11 protein-coding genes, 1 tRNA gene and 3 rRNA genes are annotated in these 21745 nt (G+C 66.9%); 2 read left to right on the forward strand and 13 right to left on the reverse strand.

All coding sequences use genetic code 11. The annotated features are described in order from the left end of the window. The first annotated feature begins 199 nt into the window (after window positions 1-199). Entirely contained in the window at window positions 200-2851 is a 2652-nt protein-coding gene (locus tag OG875_RS06675; RefSeq protein ID WP_330173310.1) for a SpoIIE family protein phosphatase, read from the forward strand. An 86-nt stretch (window positions 2852-2937) separates the two neighbouring features. Here the strand turns inward: OG875_RS06675 and OG875_RS06680 are convergent. The 7 genes from OG875_RS06680 to thyX all read right to left on the reverse strand — a co-directional run bounded on the left by OG875_RS06680 (window position 2938) and on the right by thyX (window position 12818). Then, window positions 2938-3013 (reverse strand) — tRNA-Thr (locus OG875_RS06680). Between the two features lie 110 nt (window positions 3014-3123). Continuing rightward, a 5S ribosomal RNA gene (rrf, locus tag OG875_RS06685) occupies window positions 3124-3240 on the reverse strand. Window positions 3241-3320: 80 nt separating this feature from the next. Continuing rightward, window positions 3321-6443: ribosomal RNA gene (locus tag OG875_RS06690) — 23S ribosomal RNA — on the reverse strand. A gap of 318 nt (window positions 6444-6761) precedes the next feature. Further along, window positions 6762-8285: ribosomal RNA gene (locus OG875_RS06695) — 16S ribosomal RNA — on the reverse strand. The 16S, 23S and 5S rRNA genes sit together here with 1 tRNA gene alongside, the layout of an rRNA operon. A gap of 570 nt (window positions 8286-8855) precedes the next feature. Then, window positions 8856-10541 (reverse strand): ribonuclease J, encoded by a 1686-nt coding sequence (locus tag OG875_RS06700; RefSeq protein ID WP_330173311.1) that lies wholly within the window; start codon window positions 10539-10541, stop codon window positions 8856-8858. A 239-nt stretch (window positions 10542-10780) separates the two neighbouring features. After that, window positions 10781-11680, reverse strand: coding sequence for a 4-hydroxy-tetrahydrodipicolinate synthase (dapA, locus tag OG875_RS06705; RefSeq protein WP_330173312.1), 900 nt, complete (start codon window positions 11678-11680; stop codon window positions 10781-10783). Window positions 11681-12080: 400 nt separating this feature from the next. Further along, window positions 12081-12818 carry an FAD-dependent thymidylate synthase gene (gene thyX, locus OG875_RS06710; protein ID WP_330173313.1) on the reverse strand — a complete coding sequence of 246 codons (738 nt, stop codon included), beginning with the start codon at window positions 12816-12818 and terminating at the stop codon, window positions 12081-12083. 303 nt (window positions 12819-13121) lie between these two features. On the opposite strand from thyX, the gene OG875_RS06715 reads away from it, so the two are divergent. After that, complete coding sequence (locus tag OG875_RS06715) at window positions 13122-13670, forward strand: hypothetical protein (protein ID WP_330173314.1); 549 nt, start codon at window positions 13122-13124, stop codon at window positions 13668-13670. A 418-nt stretch (window positions 13671-14088) separates the two neighbouring features. On the opposite strand, the gene OG875_RS06720 is transcribed toward OG875_RS06715, so the two are convergent. The 6 genes from OG875_RS06720 to eccD all read right to left on the reverse strand — a co-directional run bounded on the left by OG875_RS06720 (window position 14089) and on the right by eccD (window position 21348). Continuing rightward, window positions 14089-14547 (reverse strand): tetratricopeptide repeat protein, encoded by a 459-nt coding sequence (locus tag OG875_RS06720; protein ID WP_330173315.1) that lies wholly within the window; start codon window positions 14545-14547, stop codon window positions 14089-14091. A 5-nt stretch (window positions 14548-14552) separates the two neighbouring features. Further along, window positions 14553-15317 (reverse strand): 4-hydroxy-tetrahydrodipicolinate reductase, encoded by a 765-nt coding sequence (gene dapB / locus OG875_RS06725; protein ID WP_330173316.1) that lies wholly within the window; start codon window positions 15315-15317, stop codon window positions 14553-14555. 35 nt (window positions 15318-15352) lie between these two features. Then, window positions 15353-16732 carry a M16 family metallopeptidase gene (locus tag OG875_RS06730; RefSeq protein ID WP_330173317.1) on the reverse strand — a complete coding sequence of 460 codons (1380 nt, stop codon included), beginning with the start codon at window positions 16730-16732 and terminating at the stop codon, window positions 15353-15355. Next, complete coding sequence (locus OG875_RS06735) at window positions 16729-18963, reverse strand: polyribonucleotide nucleotidyltransferase (protein ID WP_330173318.1); 2235 nt, start codon at window positions 18961-18963, stop codon at window positions 16729-16731. The genes OG875_RS06730 and OG875_RS06735 overlap by 4 nt, the downstream gene beginning before the upstream one ends. A gap of 430 nt (window positions 18964-19393) precedes the next feature. Continuing rightward, window positions 19394-19684, reverse strand: a complete 291-nt coding sequence (rpsO, locus tag OG875_RS06740; protein WP_275537409.1) for a 30S ribosomal protein S15 — start codon at window positions 19682-19684, stop codon at window positions 19394-19396. 164 nt (window positions 19685-19848) lie between these two features. After that, the gene (gene eccD, locus OG875_RS06745; RefSeq protein ID WP_330177625.1) at window positions 19849-21348 is read right to left on the reverse strand and encodes a type VII secretion integral membrane protein EccD; all 1500 of its coding nucleotides are present in this window, start codon (window positions 21346-21348) and stop codon (window positions 19849-19851) included. Between the last annotated feature and the right edge of the window lie 397 nt (window positions 21349-21745).

Consider the following 21745-nt stretch of genomic DNA (forward strand, 5'->3'; position numbering starts at 1 on the left):
TCGGATCAGGCCGGGCTGATCCAAGCGACAGAACCTAGCGTCCCCACCCCCGGTAGGCGGAAACAGTGCCGACCGGCCCCCGCCCACGCAGCGAAGGTAAGTAACCTGGCATCCGGCTGTCCAACCGTCCCGGTCCGCCCGGCGGGGGCGGCGTGGCGAACGTACTACCACCGGGCATCGGTGAGGACGGGGCCGCATCATGGCAGAGCCGGGCGTCGAGACGCGTACGAGGAGTTCTGTGATCACCGCGCGGGCGGCTGCCAGCTTCGACCCTGTGGGGCGGTCCGTCGCGACCGCCCGTGCCTTTGTCCGGGACACGCTCCAGGGCTGGGGCCACGCCGATGTCGTGGACGACGCCGTCGTCCTCACCAGCGAACTCGTCACCAACGCGGTGATCCACGCGGGCACATCGGCGGACGTCCTCTGCCTCCGTAAGGAGGACGGCGTCCGCGTCGAGGTCTCCGACCGCTACCCCGAACGTGAGATCCCCATGCAGGGCACGGGGCTGTCCCTGGGCAGCCCCGACCGGGAGAACGGACGCGGTCTGCTGCTCTGCGCGGCGCTCGCCTCCCGCTGGGGCGTCGACTACACCCCCACGCACAAACGTGTCTGGTTTCAGCTCGACCTCCCGGACCGCCCCGTGGGCGCCCGGTCCGCCGGCCCGGTCCTGCCGAACGCGCTCCTCCCCGTCACCGACGAACACGTCAGGGTCGCCGTCGTCCAGATCGACCGGACCGGAGCCGTCTCGTCCTGGAACGAGGACGCGCGGCATCTCTTCGGCTACCCCGCCGACCAGGTCATCGGCAAACCCCTCACCGACTTCGCCGCCTGGCCGCACACCCCGGGCATCGGCACGGGCATCGTCGAGGCGCTGCTGCTGTCCCGCTGGGAGGGCAGTTACGGAATCCGGGACAGCGACGGCCGGGTCGTTCCCGTGTACGCCTCCCATCTCCGGGTGCGCGACACCGAGGGCGAACCGTCCACGGTCTGCCTTCTCGTACGCGACGACGAGCGCGCCGTCATCCAGACCCCGCAGCGCGCCCCCGTCACCGAGGCGGGCAACGAGAACCGCGCCGTGGACCCCTTCGAGGTCTTCATCGGCTCACCGGCCCCGGAGGACCTGGACGGACTGCTCCAGCGCACCGTCGAACGCGCCCGCGACATGCTCGAAGGCGATTCGGCCTTCCTGCTGCTCGCCACCGACGACGAGACGGAGCTGGAGGTACGCGCCACGACGGGCCTCCCGTCGGCCCGGCAGCGCTTCGCCCGCGTCCCGGTGGAGGCCGGCACGGGGCGGTACGGCTCGGCCCGGATGCCCGCCGTCCACGAGGACCTGGCCGTCGTCCCCGGCGCGGTCCCGCTCCTCAACGGCACCGGCATGCGCTCCGTGGTCACGGTGCCGCTCAAGGTCGAGGGCCGGCTCACCGGTTCGCTCGGTGTCGCCGCGGAGTCCCCGGGCCGCTATTCCAACGAGGAGGCGCTGCGCCTCCAGTTCGCCGCCGACCGCATCGCACTGGCCGTGGAGTCGGCCCGCCTCGGTGAGCTGGAACGGCTCCGCCGCGGATCGCTGTCCTTCCTCGTCGAGGCGTCCGACCTGCTGGCGGGCACCCTGGACCGGGATCAGACGCTGGCGCTGATGGCCCAGATGACGGTGCCGACCCTCGCGACGTGGTGCGCCGTCTACACCATCGCGGACCAGGCGTCGGACCCGTACCTCTCCTACGTGCTGCACGAGGACGAGGAGCGCATCGACGGGCTGAAGGCGCTGCTGTCCACGATCGATCCGCCCGAACCGGTACCGACCCCGGGCGCCCGCGTCTGGACGGGCCCGGCCGACGCCGCGCACCGGGCCGCGCTCCGTACGTCCATGAGGGAGCTGGGAGGGACCTCCACGCCGGTCTCGTCCGGCATCGGCACGACGCTGGCGACCGCGGCGGCGGTGGGCGGCGAGACCGTGGTCCTGCCCCTGGTCGCCCGCAACCGCGTGATCGGCATGCTCACTCTCGGCCGGCCGTCCGACGACCACTTCCGCCAGGAAGTCCTGGAACTGGCCGACGACCTGTCGCGCCGTGCGGCACTCGCCCTCGACAACGCGCGCCTGTACTCGGAGCGCATGGCGATCAGCCAGTCCCTCCAGCGCAGCCTGCTTCCGCCGGAACTGCCCCAGGTGCCCAACGTCGAGGTCGAGGTCATCTACCGCGCGGCGGGCGAGGGCAACGAGGTGGGCGGCGACTTCTACGACCTCTTCCCGATCCGCGACGGCGCGTACGGCTTCGCCATCGGCGACGTCTGCGGCACGGGTCCGGAGGCCGCGGCGGTGACGGGCCTCGCGCGGCACGCGCTGCGGCTGCTCGCCCGGGAGGGCTTCAGCGGGCCGGCGGTGCTGGAGCGGCTGAACGCGGCGATCCTCGACGAGGGCGCCCGAAGCCGCTTCCTGACGCTGCTGTACGGGGAGTTGTGGCCCCAGGAGGACGGCAGCGCGGTCCTCAAGGTCGTCTGCGCCGGTCACCCGCTGCCGCTGCGTCTGCGCCAGGACGGCTCCGTGGAGGCTGCTGCGGAGCCCCAGCCACTGCTCGGCGTCCTGGACGATCTGGAGCTGTACGAGCAGACGGTCACGCTCGATCCGGGCGACGTGCTCCTCTGTGTCACCGACGGCGTCACCGAACGCCGCGAGGGAACGCGGATGTTGGGCGACGACGGCCTCATCGAGGTTCTCAGGGGCTGTACGGGCCTGACGGCCGGGGCGGTCGCGTCCCGCGTGCTGCGGGCGGTGGAGAGGTTCGCGGCGGAGCCGGCCTCTGACGACATGGCGATCCTGGCCATGCGGGTCCCGGAGCCGCACACGAACTGAGCGGCGACACAAGGACGAAGGAACCAAGGAGCGACCGAGGAACGACGAAGGGCCCCGCCAACAGGCGGGGCCCTTCGTCTTGATGCTGGAGCCCCAATACGGAATCGAACCGTAGACCTTCTCCTTACCATGGAGACGCTCTACCGACTGAGCTATTGGGGCGGGGCAACAGGAGAGATCATACATGAAGCGAGGCGGCCTGAAAACCACCGACTTGGACGCAGAAATGCCTCAACCCCCGGCCATGGGCCGGGGGTTGAGGCAGAATGATTGTTCGGCGGCGTCCTACTCTCCCACAGGGTCCCCCCTGCAGTACCATCGGCGCTGAAAGGCTTAGCTTCCGGGTTCGGAATGTAACCGGGCGTTTCCCTAACGCAATGACCACCGAAACACTATGAAACTGCTGAACAACCGGGCGAAAACACAGTCATTCGTTGTCTCAGAACTAACACAGTGGACGCGAGCAACTGAGGACAAGCCCTCGGCCTATTAGTACCGGTCAACTCCACACCTCACAGTGCTTCCATATCCGGCCTATCAACCCAGTCGTCTACTGGGAGCCTTACCCCATCAAGTGGGTGGGAGTCCTCATCTCGAAGCAGGCTTCCCGCTTAGATGCTTTCAGCGGTTATCCCTCCCGAACGTAGCCAACCAGCCATGCCCTTGGCAGGACAACTGGCACACCAGAGGTTCGTCCGTCCCGGTCCTCTCGTACTAGGGACAGCCCTTCTCAAGACTCCTGCGCGCGCAGCGGATAGGGACCGAACTGTCTCACGACGTTCTAAACCCAGCTCGCGTACCGCTTTAATGGGCGAACAGCCCAACCCTTGGGACCGACTCCAGCCCCAGGATGCGACGAGCCGACATCGAGGTGCCAAACCATCCCGTCGATATGGACTCTTGGGGAAGATCAGCCTGTTATCCCCGGGGTACCTTTTATCCGTTGAGCGACGGCGCTTCCACAAGCCACCGCCGGATCACTAGTCCCGACTTTCGTCCCTGCTCGACCCGTCGGTCTCACAGTCAAGCTCCCTTGTGCACTTACACTCAACACCTGATTACCAACCAGGCTGAGGGAACCTTTGGGCGCCTCCGTTACTCTTTAGGAGGCAACCGCCCCAGTTAAACTACCCATCAGACACTGTCCCTGATCCGGATCACGGACCCAGGTTAGACATCCAGCACGACCAGAGTGGTATTTCAACGACGACTCCACAACCACTGGCGTGGCCACTTCACAGTCTCCCACCTATCCTACACAAGCCGAACCGAACACCAATATCAAACTGTAGTAAAGGTCCCGGGGTCTTTCCGTCCTGCTGCGCGAAACGAGCATCTTTACTCGTAGTGCAATTTCACCGGGCCTATGGTTGAGACAGTCGAGAAGTCGTTACGCCATTCGTGCAGGTCGGAACTTACCCGACAAGGAATTTCGCTACCTTAGGATGGTTATAGTTACCACCGCCGTTTACTGGCGCTTAAGTTCTCAGCTTCGCCACACCGAAATGTGACTAACCGGTCCCCTTAACGTTCCAGCACCGGGCAGGCGTCAGTCCGTATACATCGCCTTACGGCTTCGCACGGACCTGTGTTTTTAGTAAACAGTCGCTTCTCGCTGGTCTCTGCGGCCACCCCCAGCTCACACTGCAAGAGTGATCACCAGAAATGGCCCCCCTTCTCCCGAAGTTACGGGGGCATTTTGCCGAGTTCCTTAACCATAGTTCACCCGAACGCCTCGGTATTCTCTACCTGACCACCTGAGTCGGTTTAGGGTACGGGCCGCCATGAAACTCGCTAGAGGCTTTTCTCGACAGCATAGGATCATCCACTTCACCACAATCGGCTCGGCATCAGGTCTCAGACTATATGCACGACGGATTTGCCTACCGTGCGTCCTACACCCTTACCCCGGGACAACCACCGCCCGGGCTGGACTACCTTCCTGCGTCACCCCATCGCTTACCTACTACCACCTTGGTCCGACGGCTCCACCACTCCCCTTTGCCCGAAGGCTCCAGGACGGCTTCACGGTCTCAGCATCAGAGGATTCAGTACTGGGCGTTTCAAAGCGGGTACCGGAATATCAACCGGTTGTCCATCGACTACGCCTGTCGGCCTCGCCTTAGGTCCCGACTTACCCTGGGCAGATCAGCTTGACCCAGGAACCCTTAGTCAATCGGCGCACACGTTTCCCACGTGTGTATCGCTACTCATGCCTGCATTCTCACTCGTGAACCGTCCACCACTGCCTTCCGGCGCGGCTTCACCCGGCACACGACGCTCCCCTACCCATCCCAGCGGGCGTTGGCCCTCATGCTGAAATGACACGACTTCGGCGGTACGCTTGAGCCCCGCTACATTGTCGGCGCGGAATCACTTGACCAGTGAGCTATTACGCACTCTTTCAAGGATGGCTGCTTCTAAGCCAACCTCCTGGTTGTCTCTGCGACTCCACATCCTTTCCCACTTAGCGTACGCTTAGGGGCCTTAGTCGATGCTCTGGGCTGTTTCCCTCTCGACCATGGAGCTTATCCCCCACAGTCTCACTGCCGCGCTCTCACTTACCGGCATTCGGAGTTTGGCTAAGGTCAGTAACCCGGTAGGGCCCATCGCCTATCCAGTGCTCTACCTCCGGCAAGAAACACACGACGCTGCACCTAAATGCATTTCGGGGAGAACCAGCTATCACGGAGTTTGATTGGCCTTTCACCCCTAACCACAGGTCATCCCCCAGGTTTTCAACCCTGGTGGGTTCGGTCCTCCACGACCTCTTACAGCCGCTTCAACCTGCCCATGGCTAGATCACTCCGCTTCGGGTCTTGAGCATGCTACTGAGACGCCCTGTTCGGACTCGCTTTCGCTACGGCTTCCCCACACGGGTTAACCTCGCAACACACCGCAAACTCGCAGGCTCATTCTTCAAAAGGCACGCAGTCACGACTGTATGTGCAAGCACATACAGCGACGCTCCCACGGCTTGTAGGCACACGGTTTCAGGTACTATTTCACTCCGCTCCCGCGGTACTTTTCACCATTCCCTCACGGTACTATCCGCTATCGGTCACCAGGGAATATTTAGGCTTAGCGGGTGGTCCCGCCAGATTCACACGGGATTTCTCGGGCCCCGTGCTACTTGGGAAATACGCAAGAGAGCCGTACAGATTTCAGCTACGGGGGTCTTACCCTCTACGCCGGACCTTTCGCATGTCCTTCGCCTACCTGTACGGTTTCTGACTCTCCGACCAGCCGGCAGACTGATCAAGTGCACTCCCACAACCCCGCATGCGCAACCCCTGCCGGGTATCACACACATACGGTTTGGCCTCATCCAGTTTCGCTCGCCACTACTCCCGGAATCACGGTTGTTTTCTCTTCCTGAGGGTACTGAGATGTTTCACTTCCCCTCGTTCCCTCCACATACCCTATGTGTTCAGGTATGGGTGACAGCCCATGACGACTGCCGGGTTTCCCCATTCGGACACCCCCGGATCAAAGCTCGGTTGACAGCTCCCCGGGGCCTATCGCGGCCTCCCACGTCCTTCATCGGTTCCTGGTGCCAAGGCATCCACCGTGCGCCCTTAAAAACTTGGCCACAGATGCTCGCGTCCACTGTGCAGTTCTCAAACAACGACCAACCACCCGCCACCCCACCCTGTACAGGACGAGTTCACCGGGGCCGGCATCCCGAAGGACGAGCAACAGCCCGTACCTTCAGACACCCAACAGCGCGCCCGGCACAGCCGACCCGTCACCCCCGCTTTCCACACTCTTCCGAAGAAGAGCAGTACTCGCGAGAACAACCAGCCCACTGTGCCGAATAGTCAACGTTCCACCCATGAGCAACCAGCACCGGACGTTCGCCGATGAACTGGCCTCTGACCAGGCGAACCTGGTGAGAAGTGCTCCTTAGAAAGGAGGTGATCCAGCCGCACCTTCCGGTACGGCTACCTTGTTACGACTTCGTCCCAATCGCCAGTCCCACCTTCGACAGCTCCCTCCCACAAGGGGTTGGGCCACCGGCTTCGGGTGTTACCGACTTTCGTGACGTGACGGGCGGTGTGTACAAGGCCCGGGAACGTATTCACCGCAGCAATGCTGATCTGCGATTACTAGCAACTCCGACTTCATGGGGTCGAGTTGCAGACCCCAATCCGAACTGAGACCGGCTTTTTGAGATTCGCTCCACCTCACGGTATCGCAGCTCATTGTACCGGCCATTGTAGCACGTGTGCAGCCCAAGACATAAGGGGCATGATGACTTGACGTCGTCCCCACCTTCCTCCGAGTTGACCCCGGCGGTCTCCTGTGAGTCCCCATCACCCCGAAGGGCATGCTGGCAACACAGAACAAGGGTTGCGCTCGTTGCGGGACTTAACCCAACATCTCACGACACGAGCTGACGACAGCCATGCACCACCTGTACACCGACCACAAGGGGGGCACCATCTCTGATGCTTTCCGGTGTATGTCAAGCCTTGGTAAGGTTCTTCGCGTTGCGTCGAATTAAGCCACATGCTCCGCTGCTTGTGCGGGCCCCCGTCAATTCCTTTGAGTTTTAGCCTTGCGGCCGTACTCCCCAGGCGGGGAACTTAATGCGTTAGCTGCGGCACCGACGACGTGGAATGTCGCCAACACCTAGTTCCCAACGTTTACGGCGTGGACTACCAGGGTATCTAATCCTGTTCGCTCCCCACGCTTTCGCTCCTCAGCGTCAGTAATGGCCCAGAGATCCGCCTTCGCCACCGGTGTTCCTCCTGATATCTGCGCATTTCACCGCTACACCAGGAATTCCGATCTCCCCTACCACACTCCAGTCTGCCCGTATCGAATGCAGACCCGGGGTTAAGCCCCGGGCTTTCACACCCGACGTGACAAACCGCCTACGAGCTCTTTACGCCCAATAATTCCGGACAACGCTTGCGCCCTACGTATTACCGCGGCTGCTGGCACGTAGTTAGCCGGCGCTTCTTCTGCAGGTACCGTCACTTGCGCTTCTTCCCTGCTGAAAGAGGTTTACAACCCGAAGGCCGTCATCCCTCACGCGGCGTCGCTGCATCAGGCTTCCGCCCATTGTGCAATATTCCCCACTGCTGCCTCCCGTAGGAGTCTGGGCCGTGTCTCAGTCCCAGTGTGGCCGGTCGCCCTCTCAGGCCGGCTACCCGTCGTCGCCTTGGTAGGCCATTACCCCACCAACAAGCTGATAGGCCGCGGGCTCATCCTGCACCGCCGGAGCTTTCAACCATTCCCCAGGAGGGGAACAGTATTATCCGGTATTAGACCCCGTTTCCAGGGCTTGTCCCAGAGTGCAGGGCAGATTGCCCACGTGTTACTCACCCGTTCGCCACTAATCCACCCGAAGGCTTCATCGTTCGACTTGCATGTGTTAAGCACGCCGCCAGCGTTCGTCCTGAGCCAGGATCAAACTCTCCGTGAATGCTTTCCCAACCATTAACGGTCGGGTGACACCACGAGAGCGGAACAACCAGTCGGAATAAGACCGGTCGTTCACAGCGTCCTCGCTGTGTTTCATTTCAAAGGAACCACCAACCCAACCCACAATCATGTGGACCAGGCCGGGGTATCAACATATCTGGCGTTGACTTTTGGCACGCTGTTGAGTTCTCAAGGAACGGACGCTTCCTTCGGCCCCGTCTCCGGGCCCTCCGGGCTTTCCCTTCGGTCTTACTTTTCTACTGTTCTGCTGTCCTACTCTGTCTTGCGGTCTTGCTTGTGTTGCTGTCCTGCGTTTCCGACTCTATCAGAACCTTTCGGCGCCTGATTCCCAGTCGGCGGGCCGCCTTCAGTTATCCGCTTTCGCGTTTCCCTTTCGGCGAATCCGACTTTATCAGAGATTCTGAGTCGGAATTCCCACCCGGTCCGGGCCGCCTCCGTTCGGTACGTGAGTACCTCGGCTGCCCCCTCAGGTGGAGCCGTAAACCTACTGGAGCGGGGCTCCCGAAGCAAATCGGGGGCCCCGCTCCGGTGTTGAGGGTGCCGCGGGAGGTCAGACCTCGACGACCACGGGCAGGATCATCGGGCGCCGGCGGTAAGTGTCCGAGACCCACTTGCCCACCGATCGCCGTACCAGCTGCTGGAGTTGGTGGGGTTCGGCGACGCCGTCCGCGGCCGACTTCCCGATGATCTCCTCGATCTTCGGGATGACGGCCGAGAACGCGGAGTCCTCGATGCCGGACCCACGCGCCTGGATGTGCGGACCTCCCACGACCTTGCCGGTCGTCGAATCCACCACCAGGAACACGGAGATGATGCCCTCGTCGCCGAGGATGCGGCGGTCCTTGAGGGACGTCTCGGTCACATCGCCGACCGAGAGGCCGTCGACGTACACGTACCCCGCCTGGACCTTGCCGACGATTCTGGCCTTGCCGTCGACCAGGTCGACCACCACGCCGTCCTCCGCGATGACGATGTGGTCCTTGGGGACCCCCGTCAGCGCGCCGAGTTCGGCGTTGGCACGCAGGTGACGCCATTCGCCGTGGACCGGCATCAGGTTCTTCGGCTTGCAGATGTTGTAGAAATACAGGAGCTCGCCCGCGGAGGCGTGGCCCGAGACATGGACCTTGGCGTTGCCCTTGTGGATGACGTTCGCGCCCCACCGTGTCAGGCCGTTGATCACGCGGTAGACCGCGTTCTCGTTGCCCGGGATGAGGGACGAGGCCAGGATCACGGTGTCGCCGGGGACGATCCGGATCTGATGGTCGCGGTTGGCCATGCGCGAGAGCGCGGCCATGGGTTCGCCCTGCGAGCCCGTGCAGACGAGGACGACCTCGCTGTCCGGCAGGTCGTCGAGCGTCTTGACGTCCACGACGAGACCCGCGGGCACCTTGAGGTACCCCAGGTCCCGGGCGATGCCCATGTTCCTGACCATCGAGCGGCCGACGAAGGCCACTCTCCGGCCGTACTCGTGAGCGGCGTCGAGGATCTGCTGGATGCGGTGCACGTGGCTGGCGAAGCTCGCCACGATGATCCGCTTCTGCGCATTGGCGAAGACCTGCCGCAGGACGTTCGAGATGTCCCGCTCGGGCGGGACGAAGCCCGGCACCTCGGCGTTGGTCGAGTCGGAGAGCAGCAGGTCGATGCCCTCCTCGCCGAGTCTCGCGAAGGTCGGCAGATCGGTGAGCCGGCGGTCCAGCGGCAACTGGTCCATCTTGAAGTCGCCGGTGTGGACGACCATGCCCGCCGGGGTGCGGATGGCGACGGCCAGCGCGTCCGGGATGGAGTGGTTGACCGCGACGAACTCGCAGTCGAACGGGCCGATGCGCTCGCGGTGCCCCTCGGTCACTTCGAGGGTGTAGGGGCGGATGCGGTGCTCCTGGAGCTTCGCCTCGATCAGCGCGAGAGTCAGCTTGGAGCCGATCAGCGGGATGTCGGGCTTCAGCCGGAGCAGGAACGGGACACCGCCGATGTGGTCCTCGTGGCCGTGCGTGAGGACGATCCCCTCGATGTCGTCGAGGCGGTCACGGATGGTGGTGAAGTCCGGCAGGATCAGGTCGATGCCCGGCTGTTCCTCTTCGGGGAAGAGGACGCCGCAGTCGACGATCAGCAGACGGCCGTTGTACTCGAAGACCGTCATGTTGCGGCCGATCTCGCCCAGGCCGCCGAGCGGGGTGACGCGCAGGCCGCCCTTGGGCAGCTTCGGCGGGGCGCCGAGTTCGGGATGCGGATGACTCAAAAGACTCTCCTCACCACACGCGCCACGTGCCGCTGAGGCACGTGGCGCGCATGACATTCGTGCACTTGCTGTTGCACTTGCTTGTGTTCGAGTGGGCGGAATGCCCGGCACTATGTGTGTTCGGTTATTCAGTTGTGAAGTTCGATATTTCGAGGCGTTCTCGATGTTTCGAGACTTTCGAGATGTTCGAGACTCATGAAACGCGGTTCACGGAATGTCTCCGTGAAGGCGGGCCTCGATTACAGCTCTACCCCGCCGGCCGTGAGATCGATCTTGAGCTGCGCGGTCTCGTGCTCCGTGAGCTCGACGAGCGGCAGGCGCAGCGGTCCGGCCGGCAGCTTCTGGAGGGTGAGTGCCGCCTTGCAGGTGATGACACCCTGCGTACGGAACATGCCGGTGAAGACGGGGAGCAGCTTCTGGTGGATCTCCGTCGCCTTCTGGACGTCGCCGCTGACGTGGGCGTCGAGCATGGCGCGCAGTTCCGGTGTGACGACATGGCCGACGACGGAGACGAAGCCGATGGCGCCGACGGCGAGGAGCGGCAGGTTGAGCATGTCGTCGCCCGAGTACCAGGGGAGGCCGCTCTGGGCGATGACCCAGCTGGCCCGGCCGAGGTCGCCCTTGGCGTCCTTGTTGGCGACGATACGCGGGTGCTGGGCGAGACGGATGAGGGTCTCGGTGTCGATGGGGACGCCGCTGCGGCCCGGGATGTCGTACAGCATCACCGGGAGCCCGGTGGCGTCGGCGATCGCAGTGAAGTGCTGGAAGAGACCCTCTTGCGGGGGCTTGTTGTAGTACGGGGTCACGGCGAGCAGGCCGTGCGCGCCGGAGCGTTCGGCGGTACGGGCCAGTTCGACGCTGTGCCGCGTGTCGTTCGTGCCGATGCCGGCGACGACATGGGCCCGGTCTCCGACCGCTTCCAGGACCGCCCGTACGAGCTGGTCTTTCTCCGCGTCGCTGGTGGTGGGGGACTCGCCGGTGGTGCCGTTGACGATCAGGCCGTCGTTGCCTGCGTCCACCAGATGGACGGCGAGTCGCTGGGCGCCGTCGAGGTCGAGTGCGCCGTCCGCCGTGAAGGGCGTGACCATGGCGGTGAGGACCCGCCCGAAGGGGGTCTGCGGAGTGGAGATCGGAGCCATGGGTAACACGCTACTCGTTGCTCGGCTCGGCGTGTCCCCTCGGGGGCACACGGGCAGGTCGTGGGCCCGCGGTGCGGATGCGGGCTTCGGGGCGCCGGGGAGTCCGCGGGACGTCCGGGGTCCGGGGTGCGAAATCCGGAGAAACGCTTCCTCCGGGCTCCCCCGGGCCTTCAGGAAGGCGCCAGTCGGGGCTTCGGTGGGTCCGGCTCGGCAGGGCTTCGACGGGGTTTCGGTGCTGGTCCGGCACACGGAGCCCGGCACTGACTGCTCGGGGGTTCAGGCAGTGCCGGGTCCGTTTGATCAGCCTAGATGAACTTCTCGAAACGCCGCAATCCGGACACTGGGCCCCCGGGCCGTACATCTGTGCGCAGCGACAGCCCGGCGGGCGCCTGCCGACGGTCTACGGTGCCACCCGGCCGTTGGCGTTGAAGGCGGCGTGGGTGAGCGGCATCAGCCGCGCCCACTGCTCCTCCATCTTCTCGCCGACCATCTCGATCTCCCGCTGCGGGAAGGACGGGACCGTCGCCGCCTCGTGCTGGGTGCGCAGGCCGAGGAAGTGCATCAGCGAGCGCGCGTTGCACGTCGCGTACATCGACGAGTAGAGGCCCACCGGCAGCACCGCGCGGGCGACCTCACGGGCGATACCGGCCGCGAGCATCTCCTGGTACGCCTCGTACGCCCGGCCGTACGTCTCGGTCATGACGCGCTCGGTGAGGTCCTGCTGCCGCTGGGTGCCGTCGACGAACACGTACTTGCCGGGGCGGCCCTCCTGGACGAGTTTCCGTGCCGCGTCGGGGACGTAGAAGACCGGCTGGAGCTCCCGGTAGCGGCCGGACTCCTCGTTGTACGACCAGCCCACACGGTGCCTCATGAACTCGCGGAACACGAAGATCGGGGCGCTGATGAAGAAGGTCATCGAGTTGTGCTCGAAGGGGCTGCCGTGGCGGTCCCGCATCAGGAAGTTGATCAGTCCCTTCGAGCGCTCCGGGTCTTTGGACAGCTCCTCCAGGGACTGCTCGCCGGTGGTGGAGACCCGGGCGGCCCACAGGACGTCGGAGTCGGCCGCGGTGTGTTTCACCAGGTCGACGGTCACGTCACTGCGGAAACTGGGCTTGGTCTCGGCGGGAGTCTCACTCACCGGCGGGGGTCCTTCCTGTCTCGTTCGGGGGCGGCGTTCACTCTAACGACCAGGGCATTCGCGGCCGGCGGCGCACCGGGAACCGTACGAGTGGTGGTGCTCCGTGCCCGTAAGAGAGCCGTGCGAGGCCCGTTCTGCCGTTCGGGCCGTTCGGGCCGTTCGGGCTGTCCGGGGCGCGCGGGGGTCTGAACCCGGCCCCCGGCCACTGACCCGTCCGGCCCCCCGGATTGGTCCCGCCCGGGTGCTCCTCGATAACCTCAGCCAGCACCGCCGATCGAGTGTGCTTGTGAGTGAGGATCAGACGTGCCCCTCCCCTTCCTGACGGCCGACCGCGCGTTCGACGCGGATGCCGACGATGTCGCGCTGCCGTTCGACGATCACGACCGCTGGCGTCGTCCCTACCGCCCGGGACCGTGGCGGGTGGGCTTGTCGGCGCTGATTCTGCTGCTCGCCTCGTTCGTTCTGCTCGCGGCGATGATCATCGCGTTCGCCGGTGCGCTGTCCGGGGCGGCGGTGTGCCTGGGCCTCGCGCTGGTGATGATCGTCGCGGCGCTGCGACTGCTGCGGGTGGGGACGTGGGTGAGCCGGTACGGCGTGCGACGCGTGGGGTTGCTCGCCACCCGTACGGCGCCGTGGGACGACGCGACGGAGATCCGTACGGTGCAGCAGCCGGTGCGCTGGCTGGGGCTGCCGCGGACGGTGCAGGGGCAGGCACTGCTGCTCGTGCTGCGGGGCGGTGATCGGCGACTGCTGCTCACCGATCACAACGCGGACTTCCTGGGGCGTTCGGAGGCTTTCGACCGGGCTGCGGACACCGTCGAGGCGTGGGGCGACGAGTACCGGCGCGGCTGAGCCGCGGCTGAGTCTCTGGCGAACTGGGGCACCTGAACTGGGGCACCGTGTTCGCGAGTTGAGCGAAGACGACCGGGCTTCCTGACTTCCCTCCGAGGGGCCCGATCGGTCCGGTGCGCGCGCTGAACAGGCGCCCCGTGTTCCCGAGTTGGGCGCTTCGGCCGGACCTTTCCGGCCCACCGCCTCGGCCCCGGCCGGTCGGGTGTACGCGCTCAACAGGCGCACCATGTTTCCGAGTTGAGCCGTACCACCCGGCTCCCCCGGTCTGCCGTTTCGACCCTGGCCGGAGGGTCTGCGCGCGCTGAACAAGCGCACCATATTCCCGAGTTGAGCCGTACCACCCGGCTCCCCCGGTCTGCCGTTGCCGTGCCCCCGCGAGCGCCGGCAGGGCCGGGCTCGTGGTGGTGGTGCGGGGCGCTCAGTGCGCGGCGGGTGCCCGGCCCGACGCGTGGAGGGCGATGGCGCGGCGCATCGCCTCGCGGGCCCGGGGAGTGTCGCCCGCGTCGCGGTAGGCGACCGCGAGGCGGAACCAGCAGCGCCAGTCCCCCGGGGTGTCCTCCGTCTCGGCGCGGCGGGCCGCGAAGACGGCGTCCGCCGACGCCCGGTCGACACGGCCGCCCGCTGTGCGCGTCAGTTCGTCCACCGGCAGACCGCCCTCGGCGTCCAGTTCGACGGCGAGCCGGTTGGCCAGCTGGACGAACCGGGTGTTCTTCCACAGGAACCAGGCACCGATGACCGGGAGCACCAGGACGGAGATCCCGAAGGTCACGGTCAGCGGCGTACCGATCCCGATGAGCGCGACGCCGCGCCCGGCGGCCAGCGCGAAGTAGACGACGAGCAGGCCGGCCATCACGAAGTACATGATCTTGGCGCGCACGACCGTCAGCCCGGCAGATTCAGATCGACGAAGTGCTCCAGGCCGAAAGTGAGGCCCGGGGCGTCGACCACCCGGCGGACGCCGAGGAGGATTCCCGGCATGAAGCTGCTGTGGTGCAGCGAATCGTGCCGGATGGTGAGCGTCTCCCCTTCCGCACCGAGCAGCACCTCTTGGTGGGCGAGCAGTCCTCGGAGCCGTACGGAGTGCACGGGAACGCCGTCGACGTCCGCGCCGCGCGCCCCGTCCAGCGCCGTGACCGTGGCGTCGGGCTGCGGCGGGCTGCCCGCTTCGGCGCGCGCGGCGGCGATCAGCTGGGCCGTGCGGGTGGCGGTGCCCGACGGGGCGTCGGCCTTGTTCGGGTGGTGCAGTTCGACGATCTCGGCGGAGTCGAACCAGCGCGCCGCCGCCTGCGCGAACGTCATCGTGAGGACGGCCCCGATGGAGAAGTTGGGCGCGATGAGCACGCCCGTCCCCGGGGAGCCCGCCAGTCGCGTCCGCAGCTGTGCCAGCCGGTCGTCGGTCCAGCCGGTGGTGCCGACGACGGCGTGGATGCCGTGGCGTACGAGGAAGTCCAGGTTGCCCATCACCGCGGCGGGCGTGGTCAGTTCGACGGCGACCTGGGCCCCCGTGTCGGCGAGGGTCTGAAGTGAGTCGTCCCGGCCGAGGGCCGCGACCAGTTCCATGTCGTCGGCGGCCTCGACCGCTCGTACGGCCGCCGAACCGATACGGCCCTTGGCGCCGAGTACGGCCACCCGCAGTGTGGTGCTCATCGCTGTGCTTCCTTAGGAGGCGGGGAGGACGGTGATCAGGCGACCGCTTCGTCGAGACGGTCGGCCTGCTTGCTCTTGAGGGGGCCGATGACCGACAGCGAGGGACGCTGCCCCAGGACGTCGCGCGCCACCGCGCGTACGTCGTCGGGGGTGACGGCCGCTATCCGCGCCAGCATGTCGTCCACGGACATCTGGGCGCCCCAGCACAGCTCGCTCTTGCCGATGCGGTTCATCAGGGCGCCGGTGTCCTCCAGGCCGAGGACGGTGGAGCCGGAGAGCTGGCCGACGGCGCGGCCGATCTCCTCGTCGCTCAGTCCCTCGGCGGCGACCTGGTCGAGTTCGTCGCGGCAGATCTTCAGGACGTCGTGGACCTGGCTGGGGCGGCAGCCCGCGTACACGCCGAAGAGGCCGCAGTCGGCGTAGCCGGAGGTGTACGCGTACACGCTGTAGGCGAGCCCGCGCTTCTCCCGTACCTCCTGGAACAGCCGGGAGCTCATACCGCCGCCCAGGGCGGTGCTGAGGACGCCCAGCGCCCAGCGGCGCTCGTCGGTGCGGGAGAGGCCCGGCATGCCGAGGACGACGTGGGCCTGCTCCGTCTTGCGGTTGAGCAGGTCGACGCGGCCGGCGGTGCGCAGTTCGCGGTGGCCCTGCCGGGGCGCGACGGGGACGGCGTCCGTACGGGAGAGGGCGCCGGCCTTCTCGAAGGCGCGCCGTACCTGCCGTACGACGGTGGCGTGGTCGACGTTGCCCGCGGCGGCGACGACCAGGTGCGTCGGGTCGTAGTGCTTCTTGTAGAAGCGGGCGATCCGGTCGCGGTCGAGGGCGTTGACGGTGTCGACGGTGCCCAGGACGGGGCGGCCGAGGGGTGTGTCGCCGAACATCGTCCGTGAGAAGAGGTCGTGCACGCAGTCGCCCGGGTCGTCCTCGGTCATGGCGATCTCTTCGAGGATGACGCCCCGCTCGGCGTCGACGTCGGCGGCCTCGATGAGGGAGCCCGTGAGCATGTCGCACACGATGTCGATGGCGAGGGGGAGATCGGTGTCGAGGACGCGCGCGTAGTAGCACGTGTACTCCTTCGCCGTGAAGGCGTTCATCTCGCCGCCGACCGCGTCGATGGCGGAGGAGATGTCGAGGGCGCCGCGCTTCGCGGTGCCCTTGAAGAGGAGGTGTTCGAGGTAGTGCGTGGCACCGCCCAGCGTCGGCGTCTCGTCGCGCGAGCCGACCTGTACCCAGATGCCGAAGGTCGCCGACCGTACGGACGGCAGGGACTCGGTGACGACCCGCAGGCCGCCGGGAAGGGTGGTGCGGCGGACGGTGCCGATGCCGTCCTGGCCCTTCAGGAGGGTTTGGGTACGGGCGACGGCCCGTACCTCCGAGGAGGTGCGGGCCGTCGTCGTGGAGCTACGAAACGTCACTGGGAGGCTTCGTCCTTCTGGTCGTCCTGGCTGTCGTTCTTCTCTTCGTCCTCGCCCTCGATCACGGGGATGAGGGAGAGCTTGCCGCGCTGGTCGATCTCGGCGATCTCGACCTGGACCTTCTGGCCGATGCCGAGGATGTCCTCGACGTTCTCGACGCGCTTGCCGCCGGCGAGCTTGCGGATCTGCGAGATGTGCAGCAGCCCGTCCTTGCCGGGGAGCAGCGACACGAACGCGCCGAAGGTGGTGGTCTTGACGACCGTACCCAGGTAGCGCTCGCCGACCTCCGGCATGGTCGGGTTGGCGATGCCGTTGATCGTGGCGCGGGCGGCCTCGGCGGCCGGTCCGTCGGCGGCACCGATGTAGATGGTGCCGTCGTCCTCGATCGTGATGTCGGCGCCGGTGTCCTCCTGGATCTGGTTGATCATCTTGCCCTTGGGGCCGATGACCTCACCGATCTTGTCCACCGGGATCTTGACGGTGATGATCCGCGGGGCGTTCGGGGACATCTCGTCCGGGACGTCGATGGCCTCGTTCATCACGTCGAGGATGTGGAGGCGGGCGTCACGGGCCTGCTTCAGCGCGGCGGCCAGGACCGAGGCGGGGATGCCGTCGAGCTTGGTGTCGAGCTGGAGCGCGGTGACGAACGTCTTCGTACCGGCGACCTTGAAGTCCATGTCGCCGAAGGCGTCCTCCGCACCGAGGATGTCGGTGAGGGCGACGTAGTGCGTCTTGCCGTCGATCTCCTGGGAGATGAGGCCCATGGCGATACCGGCGACGGGGGCCTTGAGGGGCACACCGGCGTTCAGCAGCGACATGGTGGAGGCGCAGACCGAGCCCATGGACGTCGAGCCGTTGGAGCCCAGCGCCTCGGAGACCTGACGGATCGCGTAGGGGAACTCCTCGCGCGTCGGGAGCACCGGCAGGATGGCGCGCTCGGCGAGCGCCCCGTGGCCGATCTCACGGCGCTTGGGCGAACCCACGCGGCCGGTCTCGCCGACGGAGTACGGCGGGAAGTTGTAGTTGTGCATGTAGCGCTTGCGGGTCACCGGCGAGAGGGTGTCCAACTGCTGCTCCATGCGCAGCATGTTGAGGGTGGTGACGCCCAGGATCTGGGTCTCGCCGCGCTCGAACAGCGCGGAGCCGTGCACGCGCGGGATGGCCTCGACCTCGGCGGCGAGCGTACGGATGTCCGTGACGCCGCGGCCGTCGATGCGGACCTTGTCCTTGATGATGCGCTCGCGGACGAGGGACTTCGTCAGCGCGCGGTACGCGCCGGAGATCTCCTTCTCGCGGCCCTCGAACTGCGGGAGCAGCTTCTCGGCGGCGAGCTCCTTGACGCGGTCCAACTCGGCGTCGCGGTCCTGCTTGCCGGCGATGGTGAGCGCCTGCGCCAGTTCGCTGCGTACGGCGGCCGTGAGGGCCTCCAGGACGTCGTCCTGGTAGTCCAGGAAGACCGGGAACTCGCCGGTCGGCTTGGCGGCCTTGGCGGCGAGGTCGGCCTGGGCCTTGCAGAGCGCCTTGATGAAGGGCTTCGCGGCCTCCAGACCGGCGGCGACGAGCTCCTCGGTGGGGGCGTCCGCGCCGTCGGCGACGAGCTGGATGGTCTTCGTGGTGGCCTCGGCCTCGACCATCATGATCGCGACGTCGCCGTCCTCCAGGACGCGGCCCGCGACCACCATGTCGAAGACGGCGTCCTCGAGCTCGGTGTGCGTCGGGAACCCGACCCACTGGCCCTTGATCAGGGCGACACGGGTGCCGCCGATCGGGCCGGAGAAGGGCAGGCCGGCCAGCTGCGTGGAGCAGGAGGCGGCGTTGATCGCGACCACGTCGTACAGGTGGTCGGGGTTGAGAGCCATGATCGTCTCGACGATCTGGATCTCGTTGCGCAGGCCCTTCTTGAAGGAGGGGCGCAGCGGGCGGTCGATGAGGCGGCAGGTGAGGATCGCGTCCTCGGAGGGCCGGCCCTCGCGGCGGAAGAAGGAGCCGGGGATCTTTCCGGCCGCGTACTGCCGCTCCTCGACGTCCACCGTGAGGGGGAAGAAGTCGAGGTTGTCCTTGGGCTTCTTGGAAGCGGTGGTGGCCGACAGCACCATGGTGTCGTCGTCCAGGTACGCCACGGCGGAGCCGGCGGCCTGCTTGGCCAGGCGGCCCGTCTCGAAGCGGATGGTGCGGGTGCCGAAGGAGCCGTTGTCGATCACGGCTTCGGCGTAGTGGGTCTCGTTCTCCACCAGTGGTTCTCCATACTCGTCGTTTGTCGTCTTTTCGTCCCGCGCCCGTGTGACGGGGGACAGGCGGAGAAGCGCTCCTGGGTGCGGGCCGGTCTTCGATCGAAGCTCCCGGGGCGGCGGCGTGGGCCGCGGGGCGGCGTGCGCCGCGCCGTTCCGGGGGCCACTACCGAGGACCGGCGGCGGAGGGGCGCTTCCCCTCGTCAGTGGGTGGTGCCTTCCGGTGTACGCGGGCGGTGCCGCGTACGGGGTGGTGCTGTGGTGCCGGTGTGGCTGTCGTGCGGTGGTGCTGTGTGCCGTTGTGGCTGTCGTGCCGTGGTGCTTCTCAGTGGTGTCCGGGAGCTGTGCTCCTGCGAACAGGTTACTGAGCCTGGTGCGCATACGGCGAAGGGAGCGGTTCCCGGTGTGTGGGAACCGCTCCCTTCACGGCGTCCTACTTGGCGCCGCCGGCGGCACCGCGGCGGATGCCCAGGCGGTCGACCAGCGCACGGAAGCGCTGGATGTCCTTCTTCGCCAGGTACTGGAGCAGGCGGCGGCGCTGGCCGACCAGGATGAGCAGACCGCGACGCGAGTGGTGATCGTGCTTGTGCGTCTTGAGGTGCTCGGTGAGGTCCGAGATACGACGCGAGAGCATCGCGACCTGGACCTCGGGGGAGCCGGTGTCGCCTTCCTTGGTGGCGAACTCCGACATGATCTGCTTCTTCGTAGCGGCGTCGAGCGGCACGCGTACTCCTCGTGGGTCTTCGTGGCCATCGAGTGCCCCAGGTCGAATTCGCTGGGGATCTTCGGTAACTCGGGTGGCGGGTGATCGGCCGATGATGGTCGGTCGCCGATTCCGGACAGACCGGAAGGCGTACACAAACGGCCGTCACACAGCGTACCAGCCAGTCAAGACGTCAACGCACGGATGGAGTGGTAGACGTCGAACACCGCCAGACAGAGCGGGACGATCGTCAGTAGTACGAAGGATTCCGCGATCTCCAGGAAGCGGCCCCAGAACGGGGTGACGCCCTTGCGCGGCACGATCAGCCCTATGGCGACGACGAGGGCGGCGATGCCCGCGACGGCGGCGGCCAGCCAGACCGTACGGATGTCGAGCCCCGTGCCGTCGCCCCGCAGGGCCTCGCGGATGAGCGCCTCCGGGGGGTTCAGGCAGAGGCCGAGGCCCAACAGGACGAGGGCGCCGAGACCGGCGGCCAGGGCGCAGCCGACCTGGGTGGTGTAACTGAAGAGGTGGGCGCGCATCAGCATGGCGACGCCGGTGGCGAGGGCGAGCAGCTGGCCCCAGACGCCGTCGGAGAAGCCGAGGACACCGGCGGCGCCGACGGCAACCAGGGCGCAGCCGCCGACCAGGCCGACGAGCAGTTCGTGGCCGCGCCGGGCCTGGGCGGCGATGCGCTCGGGGTCGACGGGGGCGGGGGGCTCGGGGTCGCTGCCGTAGGCACCGGCGGCCGTACGGGGCGGCTCGAAGCCGATGGGGAGGCGGGCGAAGCGGGTGGAGAGGCCGGGCAGGAAGGCGAGTGCTCCTACGGAGAGCGCGGCGCAGACGGCGGCGGTCTCGGCGGGCGCCATGCCGGTGGTGATGGCGACGAACGTCACCAGGAGGCCGACGGCGGAGGCGAAGACGAACGCGACGAACGGGCCGTCGCCGCCGGGGGCGACGATGGTCAGGATCACGGACGCGACGAGTACGGCGGCGCAGGCGAGCAGGAACTGGAGCCGGCCGACGCCCTGCCCGTCCGCGAAGGGCAGCAGTCCGGAACCGGCGACGGCGGCGTTGGCCATCGAGCCGATGCCGAGCGCGACGGACGAGCCCCGGTCGTCGTACACCCGGGCCCGGACGCCCGCGACGGCGAGCAGCATGACGGCGGTGACGCCGGCCAGGACGCCCGGCAGGCCGTGGGCGTCGTGGCGGGGGTCGGCGGTCCAGAGCACGAAGGCGAGCAGTGTCAGGAGGACGGCGCCGCCGAACAGCCCGGCGCCGCGCATGGCGCGGTCGGTCCACAGGGTGCGGTCGCGGGCGACGGCGGAGGCGACGGCGTCGGAGACGTCGTCGAAGACCGCCGGGGGCAGGGACTCGGCGAAGGGGCGCAGCGAGAGCAGTTCGCCGTCGAGGATGCGCTGGGAGGCCAGGGAGCGGGCACTGTCGAGGACGGTGCCGTCGCGGCGTACGAGGTGGTAGCCGACGGGGGCGCCGGCCTCGGGACTCTGGCCGGACAGCCGCAGGATCTCCGGGTGGAGGTCGGCGACGGCGATGTCCTCGGGCAGCGCGACGTCGATCCGGCCGTCCGGGGCGACGACGGTGATCCGGCAGAAGCCGGTTCCGCCGCTGGACGGGGCGGGTGTGCCCGGTCGGCCGGTGCCGGTGGCCGCCGTGTGGGCCGTCATACTCACGTGCTGCATCCCCTCGTGGTTTCCCTGCGCCCGGTGCCCGCGTCGCACCGTTCGTGCCGTACGCGCCGCTCGCGCCGGCCGTGTGTCCGCTCTCCCGCGCCTTGTTCTTCGTGCCGCGCCATGTGCGCCGTGTCGCGCCGTGTTCTTCGTGCCGCGCCTTGTTCTTCGTGCCGCGCCTTGTTCTTCGTGCCGCGCCATGTGCGCCGTGTCGCGCCGTGTTCTTCGTGCCGCGACGTGTCGCCCGGTCCGTGTCGCGGCACGTCGGATCCGGATCGGTCGGTCCGTGCCACGCCGTGCCGCGGTCGCGCCCTGGTCGTGGCGCGCCGCGGTCGTGGCGTACGCCGCGCGTCGGGCGCCCGTGGCGTACGGCTCGCGGCGCTCGCCCCGCCCC

This window comes from Streptomyces sp. NBC_01498 (assembly GCF_036327775.1).
Classification (GTDB): Bacteria; Actinomycetota; Actinomycetes; order Streptomycetales; family Streptomycetaceae; genus Streptomyces.